This window comes from Pseudomonas sp. 3B-A001-10F, assembly GCF_056313565.1.
The window spans coordinates 48,426-65,418 of the sequence record NZ_JBQYFW010000016.1 but is presented as its reverse complement, the minus strand read 5'-3'; the positions used below and the strand labels follow the sequence as shown (position 1 = coordinate 65,418).

General features: G+C 60.4%; 13 protein-coding genes and 1 pseudogene. 6 read left to right on the top strand and 8 right to left on the bottom strand.

The annotated features are described in order from the left end of the window. Positions 1-64 precede the first annotated feature (64 nt). The 4 genes from AC0ZWN_RS16330 (at position 65) to AC0ZWN_RS16315 (ending at position 4,401) form a co-directional block, all read left to right on the top strand. Positions 65-1,471 (top strand): DUF2252 domain-containing protein, encoded by a 1,407-nt coding sequence (locus AC0ZWN_RS16330; RefSeq protein WP_476335754.1) that lies wholly within the window; start codon positions 65-67, stop codon positions 1,469-1,471. A 211-nt stretch (positions 1,472-1,682) separates the two neighbouring features. Next, positions 1,683-2,057, top strand: coding sequence for a DUF6124 family protein (locus AC0ZWN_RS16325; protein ID WP_095049694.1), 375 nt, complete (start codon positions 1,683-1,685; stop codon positions 2,055-2,057). 248 nt (positions 2,058-2,305) lie between these two features. Continuing rightward, complete coding sequence (rimJ, locus tag AC0ZWN_RS16320; protein WP_476335752.1) at positions 2,306-2,893, top strand: ribosomal protein S5-alanine N-acetyltransferase; 588 nt, start codon at positions 2,306-2,308, stop codon at positions 2,891-2,893. Between the two features lie 29 nt (positions 2,894-2,922). Beyond that, entirely contained in the window at positions 2,923-4,401 is a 1,479-nt protein-coding gene (locus AC0ZWN_RS16315) for an ArnT family glycosyltransferase (RefSeq protein WP_476335751.1), read from the top strand. Positions 4,402-4,469: 68 nt separating this feature from the next. Here AC0ZWN_RS16315 and AC0ZWN_RS16310 read toward each other — a convergent pair whose 3' ends face one another. After that, positions 4,470-5,285 (bottom strand): phosphatase PAP2 family protein, encoded by an 816-nt coding sequence (locus AC0ZWN_RS16310; protein WP_476335749.1) that lies wholly within the window; start codon positions 5,283-5,285, stop codon positions 4,470-4,472. Next, positions 5,282-5,953: a lipopolysaccharide core heptose(II)-phosphate phosphatase PmrG gene (gene pmrG / locus AC0ZWN_RS16305; RefSeq protein WP_414926698.1), complete on the bottom strand. Its 672-nt coding sequence runs from the start codon at positions 5,951-5,953 to the stop codon at positions 5,282-5,284. Before pmrG ends, AC0ZWN_RS16310 begins: the two co-directional genes overlap by 4 nt. A 253-nt stretch (positions 5,954-6,206) precedes the next feature. Between pmrG and AC0ZWN_RS16300 the strand changes: the two are divergent. Further along, positions 6,207-7,268: pseudogene (locus AC0ZWN_RS16300) on the top strand (methyl-accepting chemotaxis protein); the annotation flags it as partial. Further along, entirely contained in the window at positions 7,263-8,126 is an 864-nt protein-coding gene (locus AC0ZWN_RS16295; protein WP_371748303.1) for a methyl-accepting chemotaxis protein, read from the top strand. The pseudogene AC0ZWN_RS16300 and the gene AC0ZWN_RS16295, both read left to right, overlap by 6 nt. A 293-nt stretch (positions 8,127-8,419) precedes the next feature. Here AC0ZWN_RS16295 and AC0ZWN_RS16290 read toward each other — a convergent pair whose 3' ends face one another. The 6 genes from AC0ZWN_RS16290 to AC0ZWN_RS16265 all read right to left on the bottom strand — a co-directional run bounded on the left by AC0ZWN_RS16290 (position 8,420) and on the right by AC0ZWN_RS16265 (position 16,993). After that, on the bottom strand, positions 8,420-8,668 hold the full coding sequence (locus tag AC0ZWN_RS16290) for a FitA-like ribbon-helix-helix domain-containing protein (protein WP_093435583.1): 249 nt from the start codon (positions 8,666-8,668) through the stop codon (positions 8,420-8,422). A 76-nt stretch (positions 8,669-8,744) separates the two neighbouring features. After that, positions 8,745-10,118 carry a DUF1329 domain-containing protein gene (locus tag AC0ZWN_RS16285; RefSeq protein WP_476335748.1) on the bottom strand — a complete coding sequence of 458 codons (1,374 nt, stop codon included), beginning with the start codon at positions 10,116-10,118 and terminating at the stop codon, positions 8,745-8,747. Positions 10,119-10,281: 163 nt separating this feature from the next. After that, positions 10,282-12,240, bottom strand: coding sequence for a DUF1302 domain-containing protein (locus AC0ZWN_RS16280; RefSeq protein WP_476335747.1), 1,959 nt, complete (start codon positions 12,238-12,240; stop codon positions 10,282-10,284). A 49-nt stretch (positions 12,241-12,289) separates the two neighbouring features. Next, a complete protein-coding gene (locus tag AC0ZWN_RS16275; RefSeq protein WP_476335746.1) occupies positions 12,290-13,579 on the bottom strand; it encodes a phospholipase in 1,290 nt (429 codons plus the stop codon). A 229-nt stretch (positions 13,580-13,808) separates the two neighbouring features. Next, on the bottom strand, positions 13,809-15,377 hold the full coding sequence (locus tag AC0ZWN_RS16270; RefSeq protein ID WP_476335745.1) for an FGGY-family carbohydrate kinase: 1,569 nt from the start codon (positions 15,375-15,377) through the stop codon (positions 13,809-13,811). 20 nt (positions 15,378-15,397) lie between these two features. Beyond that, positions 15,398-16,993 carry a glycerol-3-phosphate dehydrogenase/oxidase gene (locus AC0ZWN_RS16265; RefSeq protein ID WP_476335744.1) on the bottom strand — a complete coding sequence of 532 codons (1,596 nt, stop codon included), beginning with the start codon at positions 16,991-16,993 and terminating at the stop codon, positions 15,398-15,400.

The window sequence follows — 16,993 nt, the reverse complement described above, 5'->3', positions numbered from 1 at the left end:
GCCAACGGATAAACCCCAAAAGCGCTTCTACACTCACAGCGCCCCTTCCGCCGGACCGAGCCCAATGACCTCACTCAAAGACCGTATGCAACAAGGCAAGGACGCCCGCAAGCAGTGCTCACGCAGCACTCAGGCGGCCACCGGCAAGATGAACCGTGACCCGATTCCGTTGATCAAGGCCTCCAGCCAGGGCCGCGTCGCGTCGCTGGTCGAACTGCGTTACGGGCGCATGCTGGTGTCGCCGTTCACGTTCTTTCGCGGCAATGCCTTGTTGCAGGCGCACGATCTGTCGGGCACGGCGAACATGGGCCTGAACTTGCCCATCTGTGGTGACAGCCATCTGATGAATTTCGGCGGTTTCGCCACGCCTGAGCGCAATCTGCTGTTCAGCGTCAACGATTTCGACGAAGCACATCCCGGGCCGTGGGAGTGGGATCTGAAGCGTCTGGCGGCAAGTTGCGTGGTGGCCGCCCGTGACTTGCGCCACGGCGAATCGGTCGAGGAACAGGTGTGCCGTGAAATGGTCGGCGCCTATCAGACCACGCTGCTGGAATGCGCCGAGCAGAGCACGCTGGAAAACTGGTACGAGTCGATCAGCTACAACGACCTGCTGGCGCAGGCACGCAAAAGTACCCTTGAACATGTGGAGCGCGCCATCGAGAAGGCCGAACGGCGCACACACGCCGAGCTGCTGCCGAAAATCAGCGAGCGCGATGCCCACGGGCGTCTGATCATTCGCGATGACCTGCCGGAAATTTTTCACCTGCACAAAAACACCACGCTGCTGGATGCCGAGGATGACTGGCTGCGGCTCGCGGACTGGCGGCCGCTCTTCGACACCTTCATGCGCGAGTATCGCAGCACGTTGCAACCCGACCGCCGCGAGTTGTTGTCGCGGTTTCACGTGCAGGATCTGGCGTTCAAAGTGGTGGGCGTCGGCAGTGTCGGCACGCGTTGTCTGGTGGCGCTGCTGACCGACGATCAGGAGTTCCCGCTGTTCCTGCAATTCAAGGAAGCCCGGCGTTCGGTGCTCGCCGACTACGTCAAAAGCAAAGCGCGGGTACGTCATGAAGGGCAGCGCGTGGTCGAGGGGCAGCGCCTGATGCAGGCGGCCAGCGACCTGTTTCTGGGCTGGACGACCGGCCCCAGCGGTCGGCAATTCTACGTGCGGCAATTACGCGACATGAAGATCTCCGCCGAACTGGAAAACTTCGACGCTGAAACCTTTGCCGCTTATGGTCGCGTTTGCGGCCGCGCCCTCGCCCGGGCACATGCCAAGGCCTCCGGCCTCGCTGCGCAGATCAGCGGTTACATCGGCAAAGGTGATGCGCTGGCGGATGCGCTGTTGAAGTACGCGCAACATTACACCGCGCAAAACGAACGTGACTTCGAACGCTTCCAGACGGCCTGTCGCAAGGGGCAGTTGCGTGCCCGATCAGAGGCAGACTTTGCCGCTGACCATATGCCTTGAAATGGCGTCCGTGATCACCGCGACTGCCATTGGTTTTGTCGCCACGCCCTCCTTCCCACATCGAACGTCCTAGGAAAATTCCCGCAACACGCGTCGACTTTGATGAACTGGTGCACAGTTCCTCAGGGCGTTACGCTCCACGACCACTGCCATCCAGCGGACGGTTTGGCAGCCGCAATTGCAGTGAATGTTCACTCCACGGAGCTACGTCATGAAGAAAATCCCCCGCCTTTCGCTGGTTGGCCCGGCACCGTCCGATGCGCCAACGTCCAGCACCCAACCGCCATCGAATACCAGCGCACGCAGCGAAGCGCACAAGCGGCGCCGTAGCATCCCGCTCAATCAGCTCATCAGGGTGCGCGACGATGTCGACACCCTGACCCTGCTCACCCACGCCAGTGAGATCCTCGATTCCCTAGCGGCCATCAGCGCAACCTTTGCCGATGAGTTCGACGGTTCGAAACGTCATGTGGCGGTGGCCATGAAGCAATTGAGCGCACTGGCCGAGATCCTGATTTGTCGGGCACGGGACAATCTTGATCCGCAGAAACCGCTGAACACTACCGGGCCTGAAACCCGCCATTGACGGGCGAAACCCCGGCGTTCGGTTGCGCATCGGACTGCATTGGAGCCGCCCATCGAGATGAATTTTTCTTCACTGCAGCTGCGCGGCCAACCCTTGTACAGTCCGCTCGCTCATTCAAGAAACTACGGTTCGCCCGCGCTCCTGCGGGCTTTTTTTTGCCTGAAACAAAACCCCTTCTTCGTCACAACTTGCCGTAACCCCAGTGATTGCGCGACTCTGCGAGCAGATCCCACAAGCCGGAGCGCCCGATGCCGCTGTTGACCCTGCCCTGCCAACGCCTGACGCTCGCGATACTTGCACCGGAGCAGGCCGAGCTGGAAAGCGAGTTCTACCGACGCAACCTGCGCCACCTGGCGCCATGGTCGCCCATCCGCACCACTGAATATTTTTCCACCGAGCAAATTCGCCGACGCCTTGAAATACAGGCCAGCGCATTCGAGGCCGGGCTGGCCATGCATTTCGCGCTGCTGACCCCGGACGGCCAGCAGATGATCGGCGCCTGCAACTTCAGCGGCATCATTCGTGGGGCCTTTCAGGCGTGCTATCTGGGTTATCACATCGACGAGGCCCAACAGGGTCGAGGTTTGATGCAGGAAGCGCTGGAGGCTGGCATCGCTTACATGTTCGATACCCAGAACCTGCACCGGATCATGGCCAACTACATTCCCGGCAACGAGCGCAGTGCGCGCTTGCTTGAGCGCCTGGGCTTCGAACGTGAGGGTTACGCCAAGGCGTATCTGAACATTGCCGGGCGCTGGCAGGATCATGTGCTGACGGCGCGGGTCAATCCGCTGTTCGAAACGCCGGAGAAGCGTTGGTCGCGACAAATGGCCTAGCTTCACAATTTGTTCAGGATTGCCGACGTATGCTCAGGCCTCCCGCCCCTTCCGGTTGCCTGAACCCCATGTCGCGTGCCGCCACTTCGCTGTTTCTGCTTGCCGCCCTGCTGTTTTTCTTCGCGCTGGGTGGCCACCAATTGCAAGGCTCCACTGAGGCCCGCGTCGCCGGTATCGCCATGGAGATGCACTTGGACGACGACTGGGTGACGCCTCGCTTGTTCGGCGAACCGTTTCTGGAAAAACCACCGTTGAGCCTATGGCTGGATGCTGGCGCGATGCGCGTGTTCGGCGTTTCACCGTGGGCCGTGCGGCTGGCGTCGGCCGTTGCCGGTTTGCTCAGTGTGATGCTGCTGTACGGCATGTTGCGGCGTTTCGAGCGGCCGAAAATGATTGCCTGGGCCGCAGGCATTCTGCTCGCGACCATGGCCAGTTATTGGAGCAATGTGCGCGGCGTCGGCGAGGATGCGCTGCTCGCACTCGGCGTGACCACGGCGCTGCTGGCCTTTTATCAGGCGCAGCGGGCCTCGACTCTGGGCAACTCGCTGCTGTTTGTCGTCGGGATCGCCATCGCCACGTTGAGCAAAGGTGTGCTGGGGCTGGCGATGCCGGGAGTGGTGATTTTTGCCTATCTGCTGGCCGACAACCTGATAGACAAACGACTGAAAATCGCTGACTGGCTGCGACCGGGTTTCCTGACCCTGCTCGGTTTGATTCCGCTGCTGATCTGGCTCGTCATCCTCTTCCAGCACGGCGGCGCACAAGCCGTCAAAGAAGTGCTGCTGACCAACAGCGTCGGACGCTTCAGCGGTTCGTTCGTCGAGGCCGGGCACTACGAACCGTTCTACTACTACCTCGCCAAACTGCCGGAAGCCTTTCTGCCGTGGAATATTCTGGTGTACCTGGGGCTCTGGCATTTCCGCAAACACCTGAAGGCCAATCGTTACCTACTGTTTTTCAGCCTGTGGATCGTGGCGCAGTTCATCATGCTGACGTTGGCGTCGAGTAAACGCACGGTGTACCTGATGTCGATGACACCCGCCGCGGCGGTGATCGCAGCGGAGTATGCGGGCGTGCTGTTCGAGCGCTTGAAGCAGTATGAATCCGGTAATGGATTCGTAGGCCGAATCGCCAGGCAGCGTCAGACACTGGCAGTCGGTGTGCTCACGCTGGTGATCGGCAGTTACCTCGCCGCCGCGCAGTGGGCGTTGCCTCATGCCGACAAAAAGCTTTCGTTCCTGCCGTTGAGCGCAGAGATTCAAACGCTGCAAACCGCCGGGCATCAAGTCGCACTGTTTCAGGCCAATGAGCGGGTCGGTGGCGCCACGGTCTTCTATACCCAGCAAGTACTCAAAGGTCTGGATACCGAAGTGCAGTTGCGAGATTTCCTCGCGGCATCACCCTCGCATGTCGCGGTGATGGCCGGCGACAGCGAACCCACGCCGCCACTGCAAGTACTCAAGACCATGATGGTCGGACGACAGGCGTATTACTTCGTCGGGTATTGAGGGACCTGCGCAGCCCCATAAAAAAACCCGCCGATGATTGGCGGGTTTTTCATTTGATTCGAACGGACTCAGATAGAGACCTCAGCACTGAAAGCTTTCTGCTCACGCTTGCTCAGCACCGGCACATCCAGCCGTGCCCGCCCGTAGAAAGCCAGCGCCGTCAGCAAACACGCCAGCCAGACGAAGATTCCGGCCCAGAACGTGTGGGACATGTAGTGCCAGCCTTGCAGGACGCGAGTAGTGCCATAAACCAATCCCAGCAACAGTGAGCCCCACAAGATGGCACTGGAAAAACGCCATTGATAACGTCGCGCCACGAAATACAGCGCCAGCATGGTAAAGCCGCCCGACGCATGGCCACCCGGCCAGCACCGGCCACTACCAGCTTCATGGAACAGTTGAAAATTGCTGTACCACTCAACGTGAGCCATTTTCCCGCCGTACAGCGTGGTCTCGATCGGGCAGTAAACGCTGGTGTGGGACTTGAGGAAGTGAATCACCCCGGTGCAAACGGCAAATGCGACCACCACAAACAGAAAATCCCTACGGTGATCAGCGGCAAATCGCAGCACTGGCGCGACTTTGCTGCGCTCCAGCATTGCGCCGAGTCGCGGACGTTTGTACGGATTGACCAACGGCCAGACCACCGATAGCAGCGCGCCGATCAGGGCGATTTCCGCCGTCCAGTTGGGAATGATCCGCGCCCATTTGTGCGTGAGCTTTTCAAAGAAGTGGATTTTGTCGAGCGGGAAGGTCTGGGTCATCGGATCGAACAGCAGGTTGCTGAAGGCGATGTCGATTTTGGTCATGTCGAACATCAGGAACACCAGCGCCGCACAAGCGAGCGGAATACCAAAGTTGTAAGCGTAGAAGCGGGATCTCATCGGGTATTCACCGTGCGCCAGTCGGAGGCTTCAATAAAGCCGAGCATCTTGGGAGCCGCCGGGCTGGCAGCGGAAACAAACAATGACGAGCCGTAACCCATGTCCGAGGCCGAAACTTTGAGGTCTTTCTCGATTTGCGCCATGCACTCGCTGTGGGTCACCAGAATCAGGTTGCGCCCCGGGATCTTGTGGGCCAGCGCATCCTGCAACATGCGCCCCCGGCAGTTGATCAACCAGTCGTCGCCGCTGGCGGCATGATTGAACATGTAGCCGGCCGTCTGCACCGTGCGCATCGACGGACTGTTATAGATGTCGGCGTTGTTCAGGCCCAGTTGTTCGAACCGGGCACCAACCGCCACCGCGACACTGCGCGAGCGATCGGTGATGCCGTCATTGCCACTCAGGCACGCGGCTTTGGAGTGATCGCAACGCTCGACATGACGCACCAGCACGATCATCTCGCCCTTGGCCCAACCTGTCGCCAACGCTTGCGCACCGGCGACATTGCCGTGGGCCAGGTCCGGCACCGCCGCCGGCGCCAGCAACCACAGAGTCAGCGGGATCACCAACACTGATGCCACCAACACCACCCAAGTGTTGCGAAAACGCGCTAAAAAGCTCAGATCGATCGAGCGTTTGACGCCGAACAGACTCAGTCTCAATTCCACAAAAAACGCCTCGCCACTGTGCATCTCGGGTTCATTCGATGCGGCGAAGGTACAGAGGCGCGCGTGGGCAACCAGTGAAACCCATGTGAAAAAAGTCTTGGGATCCGGCGTTACAAATTCCGTAGGACAAAATCCTTTCAGCTCTGGGAAATGCGGCCGATACAGTCCTGCTAACACCCTTGCTGGCTCAAAAAAACAACAATCTTCCAGCCTAACCGACGACAAGAAACCCAACGTTTCTGGAGGATTTTTGATGAATAGCTGGTTCGGCAACATCAGCGTGAACATGAAACTGGGCCTGGGCTTCGGCCTCGTGCTGGCCCTGACCTGCGTGCTGGCCCTGACGGGCTGGACCAGCCTCGGTGGCCTGATCGACCGCAGCAACTGGATGAGCGACATCACCCAGCTCAATGCCGGTTTGACCAAACTGCGCGTGGTGCGCCTGCAATACATGCTGACCAATGGCGATGAAACCGCCGCACAGAATGTGCAAACCACCCTCGAAAGCTTCGCCGCGCAACAACAGAAGCTGATCAACAGCTTCAAGAGCCCGGAAAACGTCAAACTGCTCAAAGAGCAGGCAGCGACCATCGCTGAATACCAGACCTCGCTGAACAAAATGCGCAACGCTTACCGCACCGGCAACAGCGCGCGCGACAGCATGAGCGTGAGTGCCGAGACCGCGTACAACCAGATCGAATCGATCAGCAAACGCGTGCAGCAGATGGACATGAGCGAGCAGCGTTTCGAACAGTTCCAGGCGATCACCGCCGCCAAGGAAGCGTTCATCCTCGCGCGCTACGAAGTGCGCGGCTACACCGCCACCAGCAACGCCGAAACCGAGCAGAAAGCCGTCCGCCAGATTGACGCCGCCATTGCCAGCCTCAAGCAACTGAACGTGCATTTTGCTGACTCGCAGCAAGACGCCCTGCGTCAGCTGGAAACCGCACTGGTCAACTATCGCAGCGCATTGATGGCGTACAAAAACGCCAACACCGACGCAGTGCAGGCCCGTAAGGAAATGACTGATCAGGGCGCCGCCATCGTCACCACCAGCGAGCAGCTGTACCAGATTCAACTCGACCGCCGCGATGTCGAAAGCGCCCAGGCGCGTACCTTCCAGTTGATCAGCACCCTGCTGGCGCTGTTGGTTGGCGTGATTGCTGCGGTGATCATCACCCGTCAGATCACCCGTCCGCTGCAAGAAACCCTGGCCGTGGTCGAGCGCATCGCCAGCGGCGACCTGACCCAGAACGTCACCGTCACCCGCCGTGACGAGCTTGGCGTGCTGCAACAAGGCATCGCGCGCATGGGCGTGACCCTGCGTGACTTGATCAGCGGTATCCGCGACGGCGTCACCCAGATCGCCAGCGCCGCCGAAGAACTGTCCGCTGTGACCGAGCAGACCAGCGCCGGTGTGAACAGCCAGAAAGTCGAGACCGATCAGGTCGCCACCGCCATGCACGAGATGACCGCCACCGTGCAGGAAGTCGCACGCAATGCCGAAGAAGCCTCGCAAGCCGCTGCCGCCGCTGACGGCGAAGCCCGCGAAGGCGACAAAGTCGTCAACGAAGCCATCGCGCAGATCGAGCGTCTGGCCAGCGAAGTAGTGCGTTCCACCGAAGCCATGAGCGTGCTGCAACAGGAAAGCGACAAGATCGGCAGCGTCATGGACGTGATCAAGGCTGTTGCTGAACAGACCAACCTGCTCGCCCTCAACGCTGCAATCGAAGCCGCGCGTGCCGGTGAAGCCGGTCGTGGTTTTGCCGTGGTCGCCGATGAAGTTCGTGGTCTGGCCCAGCGTACGCAGAAATCCACCGAAGAAATCGAAGGCCTGGTCGCCGGTCTGCAGAACGGCACCCAGCAAGTCTCGGCCGTGATGAGCAACAGCCGCGCCCTGACCGACAGCAGCGTAGCGCTGACGCGCAAGGCTGGCGCATCGCTGGAAAACATCACCCGCACGGTGTCGAACATCCAGTCGATGAACCAGCAGATCGCTGCTGCTGCCGAACAGCAGAGCGCCGTGGCTGAAGAGATCAGCCGCAGCATCATCAACGTGCGCGACGTGTCCGAACAGACCGCAGCGGCGAGTGATGAGACGGCGGCGTCGAGTGTTGAACTGGCGCGCCTGGGTGGTCAGTTGCAGCAGATGGTCAGCCACTTCCGCGTTTGATCTGGATTCCGCGCTGAAGCTACAACCGAATCGCGAGCAGGCTCACTCCTACAGGGGGATTGGCGTCGCCCACATAATCTGTGATCGACGCGTTACCCGTAGGAGTGAGCCTGCTCGCGATTGCGTCCGCCCCATCACCCCGATGTCCCGAAAAAAACTCCGCCTAATGTAGGAGCTGCCGTAGGCTGCGATCTTTTGATCTTCGCTTTTGAACAAATCAGAAGCCAGATCAAAAGATCGCAGCCTTCGGCAGCTCCTTGAAGGTATTCTTCAGCGCGTGCGCATTTCGAGCATCAGCAATCTGGAAAATCCATAACCCTGGCTTTTTCCTGCCGTGAAGGCAAAGCAAGGTCGATCCCTCCGACCGAGGAAAAGCGCTGGCGAATCCGGCTACCCAAGCCTCCAGCGCTATCCCTTCTAATCAATGCTCGCCCCAGAATCATGCGAGCTTCCTCCTCGATGGAATTTCCGTTCTGGGCCGCGTTAATCCGTAACTGATCCATGAGCGGACCATCAATATTTCGAATTGTGATGCTGGCCATGATGACTCCTGCTATCAACTAAAAATCATTGATCGAGACTAACATCCATCCGCCCAAGAACAGCCAGCGCAATCACTTACCGCGTGCCACGCTGCCGCAACGCCGACGGCATAAAATACGCATCCTCCGGCACCGGCTGCGCGAAATCCACCGTCTCCGCCTCTTCGTTATCAAGGTTCTGCACGTAGTAACGACGCGCCTGCAAATCGTGGAAAACATCCAGCGCACTCCACGTCGTCGGCAGGTCATAGAAGTTTTTCAGGTAGGCCATCGATACGCGCCACAACTCCCCTCGCCCATCGTACTGATCAACCAGCGCGGCGCCCCAGCTGTCTTCATCGAGAAACAGCACACGCTTGGAGTAGATGTGCCGCGAGCCCGGTTTCAGGTTGCCTTCCACCACCCACACGCGGTGCAGTTCGTAGCGGGTGTATTGCGGGTTGAGGTGGCCGGGGGTGAGCAGTTGCGCGTATTTCACCTCGGGGCTGGCGACTTTGTAGTTGTTGTAGGGGATGTAGATTTCCTGTTTGCCCTTGAGCTTCCAGTCGTAGCGATCCGGCGAGCCGTTGAACAGGTCGGTGTCGTCGGCAGTGCGCAGGCCATCGGAGGATGCGATCGGCGTGTCGTAGGCGAGGTTCGGTGCGCGGCGCACGCGGCGTTGGCCGGCGTCGTAGATCCAGGCTTGGCGTGCGTCTTTGAGTTGGTCGAGGGTTTCGTGCACGAGGGCGGCACCGCCGGCCAGCCGTGCCGGGCTTTTCACGAAGGCGAGGTAATAGAACAGGATGTTCTTCAGGTCGGCGAACTGGCCGTTCGGGCGGTAGTAGTTGAACAGCGCTTCCTGCTGCGAGGTCACCAGCGCGAAGCTGCCGTTGCGCTGCACCGGTGCTTCGGACGCGCGGCGCACGACGTAGATGCCGCGATAGCGGGTGATGTGGTTCCACAGCACTTCAACGCCATCCTTGGGCACCGGGAATGGCACGCCGCCGTAAGCATCGGAGAAACCGCTGCCGCCTTCGAGCAGCTTGGCCGAGGTGGCGTTTTTCAGGGTGTTGTCGTACAGCCATTGCGGCGCTGAACCGGAGCGGCGGGACGGGTAGATCGGCATCTGGAAGGTGTCGGGGTAGCTGTTGAACAGGGCGATCTGGCCGGGGCTGAGGTGGGCTTTGTATTGGTCGAGATTGGCTTTGGTGATGGTGAACAGCGGTTTGTCTGCCGCGTAGGGATCGGGGTGGTGCTGGCCGGGTTTGTAACCGGCCGGGGCTTGGGTGATGCCGCCGGTCCAGGCGGGAATGGTGCCGGCGGCGTTGCCGGCACGCTCGGCGCCCATGGGGGTCAGGGTGGTTTTCAGTTGTTCGGCTTGTTGTGGGGTGATGGCGGCTAGAGCGGTGCTGGCAGCCAGGCCCAACACAAACCCTAGCGAAGCTTTGGTCAATTTTGAATTATGAAACATGATCGATCTCCGAAACGGGAGTGAGGTCTGCAAATCACCGTAGATCCCCTGTAGGAGTGAGCCTGCTCGCGATAGCGGTGTGTCAGACAACACCTGCAGCGACTGAAAGTCCGCTATCGCGAGCAGGCTCACTCCTACAAGGGGGGCGCCTGTGGTCTGGGTATCAAAGGAAATACTTGAGGTTGAACCCGACGTTGTCGCGGTCGCGGATGCCGTTGTTCTGCCCGCCGCCGTAGAACTCGGTGTACTGCAACTCGGCTTCAAGCTTGTTCTGGTAATTGGCTTTTATCCCCAACGTGTAGGCCTTGCGACCTTCGATGGTGTTGCCGGCCTGATAGCTGTTGCCCTCGAAATCGTCCTTGTAGACGATGTACGGCGAGACGTTGACCCCGGCGTATACGTCGTTCCAGGTGCCGTTGAGCATCGCCGTGTAGCTGTAGGAATTGCGGTTGACCTGATCGTCGCGATCACCGCCCGACACATAGGAATAGTTGCCCGTGCCGGCGTAGTAACGACGACTGCCGTCGTAAGCGGTGTATTGCAGACTGCTGCCGCGCAGGTGCTCGGAGGCCAGTTCGAAGATGCCGAACAGCGAGTCGAACGAAGCCGTCGGGCCGAAGTTGTAAATGGTGCCGAGCGAGGTGTTAAACGCTTCGACACGTTCGGCGTTATTGATCTGGCTGTCGAGGGTGACCATCTGCCCGCCGACGTTGATCGACTTGCCCGTCACTGCAGCCGCCGCGCCGTTGGCCAGGTCGCCAATCAAATCGTTGGTCGCCGCAACGCCGATCGGCAGATTCGGCCGATAAGCAATCTCACCAAACACCGAAGCCTCGCCCAGTGTGGTGTTGAAGCTGAAGCCGTACATGCGGATGTCTTCGGCGTAGCGCCGATGCGCCTGGATATTGCCCATCACGTCGGCCGTCGCCAACCCATTGGCCAGCGCCCCGGCCTGACTGCCGGCGACACCGGACAACAGGTTGGTCAGCGCGTCCATGTCGATGCCTTTGTAGCCGCCCAGATCCGCCGCGATGGTCGGTTCCTTGGCGTGGTAATTGACCATGTACAACCCGAACTCGGTGCTGTTGAGCTGTTCGGCGATATAGCGAAAGGCAAAACCAAACTGGCCATCGTTGCGTGCGTTGTAGTCCTTGCCGACGCTCGCCACTTTCAGTGTGTTGCCGTAGGCCGGTGTCACGCCGTTGGCGTACAGGCCTGTGGTTTGCAGGGCGGAGTTGAGCAACGGGTTGTTGCCCAGCGCGCTGTACAAACCGATGACGTTGCCGAACCCCGGAACCGGCGTGTCGAGCGCCGTGCCGCTGAAGTTGTTGTAACCGGTGTTGCCACCGTCGGCGAACAAGTCGGTTTGCGAGTAGAAGGTGCCGACCGGATCGATGCGGGTTTCCTTCCAGTTGGTCTGGTAGAAACTCTCCATGGTCAGCGAATCGGTCAGGCCGATGTTGAAACTCAGTGCCTCGACCGGCACCAGCACTTCCTTGACTTCGGCGCCGGGCAAGCGGTACTTGGCGGCGTCCACCGGGTTGGTGGTGTTGATCCCGCCGCGATAGAAAATCCCCTCACCCCAGTTGAACACCTGCCGACCGACGCGCGCGGTTACCGGCATCTGCGCGACGTCCCAGCTGCCGTGCACATAGGCGTCGAGCATCTCGATGCGGCTGCCGGCGATGTCGCGGGTCTGGCTGGTGAAATGGTTGTCCTGCGGGTAGCTCTGGCTCGGTTGCGAGGGGCTGTTGTTGTCGTAGTAGTCGTTGCGCTTGTCCATCAGTTGCGTGTCGTAAAACGCGGTGCCGCGCACGAACACGCCGTAGTTCTGATAGTTGGCCTCAAGCTCGGAGGTGATCTTGTACACCTCGGAAACCAGCCCGGTGTCGAAGTTGCGATTGCCGTCGTTGGTGTTGACGTCATCGTTAGTCTTGTCGCGGCCCTGCACCCGCCACAAACGGCCGTAAGACAAGGTCGTGTCGAGGGAGCCAGTGACCTGTTTGTCCATGAAGCTGAACTCCACCGCGTGCGCCGCATCGACTGCGCACAACTGCAGCAGCCCTGCCAGGCCGACACCGGGGAGCGCGGCGCCCGTCAGGCGCAATCGAGTGTTGATCATCTGTTCCTCCTTCCCTGTTTTTTATTGTTGTGGTGTGCGTTGCGGCGCACTACGGCGCCAAACCCGTGCTGACGTAAATTCGGCTGTGAGCGCCGAAATGTCCCAGAAGTTTGAACAACTGCTGGTTGAGTGCCGGGTGGTCGAAGTCTTCGCGTTGCAGCTGATTGCCGCTGCTGAAATCACTGCTGACGGGCGCCGTTTCCAGCCACTGGCCGATGGCTTCGTCGAAGGCGGCGGAGTCGTTGACGGCTTCGGCGCTGACCACTTCGCGCAGGTAGTCGACCGAGTACGGCGGGTAGCTTTTGTCCTGAGCCACATCGGCGTAAGCCGCGAGCATCGGATGCGGCTGACCGGCACGCAACACGCGGCGAAGCCAGGTCGACTGATACTTCTCGACTTCCATGTGCCGTGTGGCGACGCGCTCGATGGAGGCTTGTTTGTCGGCGGCGAAACCGGCCAGCGCCTTGCCTTCCAGCAGCAGAAGACTGGCGAGGTCGACGCCCGGCAGCGGCTTGGCGTGATACGGCTGGGTCAGGTCCTGAATGTGGTGCAGGCCCCAGCCGAGAAAGCGATACCCCCAATACGGATGACCGCTGGCAAATGCCAGTCGCGCCAGGCCCATGTACTGATACGCGCGCCAGTCCGGCCAGCTGCGCTCGAGGAAACCGGCAGCCGCATACACCACCGCGCTTTCATGGAAGAAGCCCATGTGGAACGGCGCCTGTGAGCTGTACTGGAAACGCGCATCGCCGAACGGTTGCGGGCCGAAGCCGTACAGCGTGCCGACCTCGCCAGGGTTGTCGCTGAACAGATTGATGTCGTGGCCGTAATCCGGCTCGTCGGCGGCGCTGGCGAGCACGGCCAGGGCTGCGACTTTTTCATGATCGGTGACCACGATGAAACGCTGACGATTCCACGGTGACAGGGTTTGTTCGACCATGACCTGGTTAGCTTGCAGATGCTCGCGCTCGGGCAGGTCTTTGCCGGGTAATGGCTGGATGACCATTGCCAAGTGAATCTCGGGATTGATGCGCAGCGCAGTGAGAAAGTCGTGGCGTAAATTGTCACTCGGCACTGCGGGCAATTTCAGGTTGTCAGGTCGTGGCGGGTACTGAGTGAAGTGCGCGCGGGCGAAGCTTTCCTGTTGTTCCAACAATGCCAGCACGGCCGGATATTGCTCGGTGAGAAACTGCTCCAGTGGCTCGACTTCAACCGCTGGTGCATCGCGCAACGCCGGCAGATCCTGCAACGCCAGATAGCTGCCGACCGTATGGTTCGACCAGCCCCAGGCATTCGGGGCCGTTGCACAAAGCAGCAACAGGAGGGAAGTCAGTTTCATTGCTTCTGGTTCTTATTGGCGGTGCCGTGGGGGATGAGCCTAACAACCGACCCCGCCGCTGGCACTGTCCGATCTCACCAGAAAAAGTCTCCGATGGCGCCACATCGAATCGCAATACGGTCCCTGTAGGAGCTGCCGAAGGCTGCGATCTTTTGACGTTGATCTTAAAAAACAAGATCAAAAGATCGCAGCCTTCGGCAGCTCCTACAGGGGGATTTACAGTGTTCTTTCAGGCGGGGTAACCGGTGATTTTGCGGATGCTTTGATACAGCGGTTTAAGCTGGCGGTACATGCGCAGGTAGACCTCTTTGTACAGTTGCTCATAGATTTTCTGAGCCTCGGGCTGCGGGGTGAACACCGCGCCCACCCGAGTCATCGCCGCGATGGCCGTGGGGAAATCCGCGTGCAGTCCCAACCCCACCGCACAACAAATCGCCGCGCCCAGACCGGACGCCTCATACACATGCGGACGCTCCGCCGGCAGGCCGAAAATGTTCGCCGTCAGCTGCATCGCCGCATCACTCTGCGAGCCGCCACCGGCCACGCGCAACCGCTTGATCGAGACCTTCGAACGCCGCTCGATATTCTCCATGCCCTGACGCAACGCATACGCCAGCCCTTCCAGAATCGCCCGATAAATATGCGCACGGGTGTGCACATCGCCGAAGCCGATCATCGCGCCTTTCGCCTCGACACCCGGCTCACGAATCCCCGGCGACCAATACGGTTGCAGCATCAAGCCCATCGAACCCGGCGGCACCGCATCAACCAGTGCATCGAACAACTGCTCAGGCTCGATACCCTGCTCTTTCGCCTGCTGCATCTCGCGCAACCCGAACTCGTTCTTGAACCAACTGACCATCCAGTAACCGCGATAAATCATCACCTCGCAGTTGTACTGATCCGGCACCGCCGATGGATATGGTGGGATCAACGGGACGATTTCCAGATAGCGCGAGCGGGTGCTGGTGATCGTCGCCGTGGTGCCGTAAGACAGGCACACCGTACCCGCATCGACCACGCCGGCACCGACCACTTCACACGCCTTGTCAGCGCCCGCCGCAATCAGCGGCAAGCCTTCGGGAATGCCCGTGTGGCGAGCGGCTTCAGCGGTGATGTAGCCGAGGGTTTCACCGGGTTTGTGCAGGCTCGGCAATTGCTCGGGGTGCACCGCCAGCGCCTGCCATTTCCAGTCACTCGGCGCAGCCCATTTCAGGCGTTTGAAGTCGAACGGCAGGTAGCCGACGCAGCAACCCACAGAGTCGACAAAACGCCCGCACAGGCGATGGGTGAGAAACCCGGACAGCAGCAAAAACTTGTCTGTTGCCGCCCAGACTTCCGGCTGATGCTGAGCGATCCAGTTCGCCTCAGCCTGAGCACGAAAATAATCCACAGTCGCCTGGGCGCCGACCAGTTTGAACAGCCAGCCCCACGGCCCTTTGATGCCGCCCTCGACCTCGCTCTGACGTTGATCGAGCCACAGAATCGCCGGACGCAATGGCTTGCCCTCGGCATCGACGTTAATCACCGTGCCGCGCTGCGTGGTCAGGGAAACACCGGCAATCTGCGCGCGATCAATCCCCGTTTGCTGCCAGACCTGCTCACACGCCTCACCGAGTTTCGCCCAGTAATACTCCGGATCCTGCTCGGCCCAGCCCGGTTGCGTCGAGTAATACGCCTGCAACTCGACCTTGCCTTTGCCAAGCAGATTGCCCTGCAAATCGAAGAGCAGCGCGCGCACGCTCTGGGTGCCGTTGTCGATGGCCAGCAGGTAACGCTTGTTCGGGTGGTTATCCATGGAGCTCTCTTCTGGGGGCATCAAGGCGTGGCATCCGGCAAACCGTGATGGCGTTGCCACAACGCCCGATAACGCTGTTCTTCCTGCTGCCAGTGTTCGTCGCTCCAGCCCAGTCGTGGCTGGCAGAGTTGGCGGATGGCGGCGAAATACTCTTCGCCACCGCGCGGCAACAGCAGGCCCAGACGCGTGCGGCGCAGGAGCAGATCGTCGAGGTGCAAGACCATTTCCGCTTCGCTGGCGAAGGCCAGTTCTGCCCACAACGTGTCCGTAGCACCGACCGTTTCGTGGCTGACTTCTTTGATCAGTTGCGCCAGCCTCGGCAGGTCGCGGCCATGCCGTCCGGCCAGGCGTCGCCACTGATGGTTGCTCAATTCAGGGATCGCCAGCGCAGGCACAGCGGCAAACACTGGCGCGGCGTCGTCAACGAAAGGACGCTCGAGCATCGCCGCGCAGGCCTTAAGCACTTCGATGGCTTGCGGGCGAAACGTGGTCAGTTTGCCGCCAGCCAGGGTCACGCAACCGGGCTCCTGCCACAGCACATGCTCGCGGGTTTCGTTCGACGGTTTGTCTTGATGATTGCCCGCCGCACTGCCGACTACCGGACGTACGCCCGACCATGTCGACAGCACGTCCGAAGCGTTCACTTGCGCTCCGGGAAACTGTTGCGTGCAAGCCGCCAGCAGATAGTCGAGTTCTTCGCCGCTGATGCTCGCGCTCTGATCGAGATCCTCACGATGATCGAGGTCCGTGGTGCCGACCACCGTCGCGCCTTCCCACGGGAAAACGAACACCGGACGCCGGTCGCGCTCATGCATGAAAGTGAACGCCTGTGCGACCGGCAGACGCCAACCCGGCAACAATAAATGACTACCGCGTAACGGCCGCAATTGCCGGGGCGCCGCTGGCGGGCGCAAGCGTTCAGCCCAGGCGCCGGTGGCCACAGCGAGCACGTCGCAGCGCAATCGCAGTGACGAACCGGCCTCGCAATCCTCGACCTGAACGCCACACACTCGGCCGTTTTCACGTAGCAGTTGTTCGACGCGCACGCCATTGACCACGACAGCGCCATCGGCCCGCGCCTCGCTCAACACGCGCATCACCAGCCGTGCATCGTCGGTCAGCGCATCGACAAAACTGGTGCCGCCGAGCAGGTCATTCTCCCTCACGCCCGGCGCCAGATATCGAAGCTGTTGTGCATCATGAAAACGATGGCTGCGACGTCCGGCCAAAGCATCGTAAACACTCAACAAACCACCCAGCAGCCGAGGCCCGGGAAAGCCGCCGCGATAGTGCGGCATCATGAAACTCATCGGCTCGACCAGCCCCGGCGCTTCGTCGAGCAAGCGCTGACGTTCGCGCACCGAATCACGAGTCAGGCGCCACTGGCCCTTGGCGATGTAACGCAAACCGCCGTGAACCATTTTCGACGATCGACTGGAGGTGCCCCAGGCGAAATCGCGCTGTTCCAGCAGCAGACAGCGCCAGCCTCGACGCGCCGCTTCACGCAGGATGCCGGCGCCGCTGATACCGCCGCCGATGACGATCAGATCCCAGGTTTCCTCGGCCAGCGTCGGCAGAGTCTGCTGGCGCCACGCGGCGTTCCAGTCCTGACTCAT

Bases quoted from the DNA above. Each gene is read 5' to 3' on its own strand.
- AC0ZWN_RS16330 (WP_476335754.1), top strand. From the start codon at position 65: ATGACCTCACTCAAAGACCGTATGCAACAAGGCAAGGACGCCCGCAAG.
- AC0ZWN_RS16325 (WP_095049694.1), top strand. From the start codon at position 1,683: ATGAAGAAAATCCCCCGCCTTTCGCTGGTTGGCCCGGCACCGTCCGAT.
- rimJ (WP_476335752.1), top strand. From the start codon at position 2,306: ATGCCGCTGTTGACCCTGCCCTGCCAACGCCTGACGCTCGCGATACTT.
- AC0ZWN_RS16315 (WP_476335751.1), top strand. From the start codon at position 2,923: ATGCTCAGGCCTCCCGCCCCTTCCGGTTGCCTGAACCCCATGTCGCGT.
- AC0ZWN_RS16310 (WP_476335749.1), bottom strand. From the start codon at position 5,285: ATGAGATCCCGCTTCTACGCTTACAACTTTGGTATTCCGCTCGCTTGT.
- AC0ZWN_RS16295 (WP_371748303.1), top strand. From the start codon at position 7,263: ATGGGCGTGACCCTGCGTGACTTGATCAGCGGTATCCGCGACGGCGTC.
- AC0ZWN_RS16290 (WP_093435583.1), bottom strand. From the start codon at position 8,668: ATGGCCAGCATCACAATTCGAAATATTGATGGTCCGCTCATGGATCAG.
- AC0ZWN_RS16285 (WP_476335748.1), bottom strand. From the start codon at position 10,118: ATGTTTCATAATTCAAAATTGACCAAAGCTTCGCTAGGGTTTGTGTTG.
- AC0ZWN_RS16280 (WP_476335747.1), bottom strand. From the start codon at position 12,240: ATGATCAACACTCGATTGCGCCTGACGGGCGCCGCGCTCCCCGGTGTC.
- AC0ZWN_RS16275 (WP_476335746.1), bottom strand. From the start codon at position 13,579: ATGAAACTGACTTCCCTCCTGTTGCTGCTTTGTGCAACGGCCCCGAAT.
- AC0ZWN_RS16270 (WP_476335745.1), bottom strand. From the start codon at position 15,377: ATGGATAACCACCCGAACAAGCGTTACCTGCTGGCCATCGACAACGGC.
- AC0ZWN_RS16265 (WP_476335744.1), bottom strand. From the start codon at position 16,993: ATGAGTCAGGACTGGAACGCCGCGTGGCGCCAGCAGACTCTGCCGACG.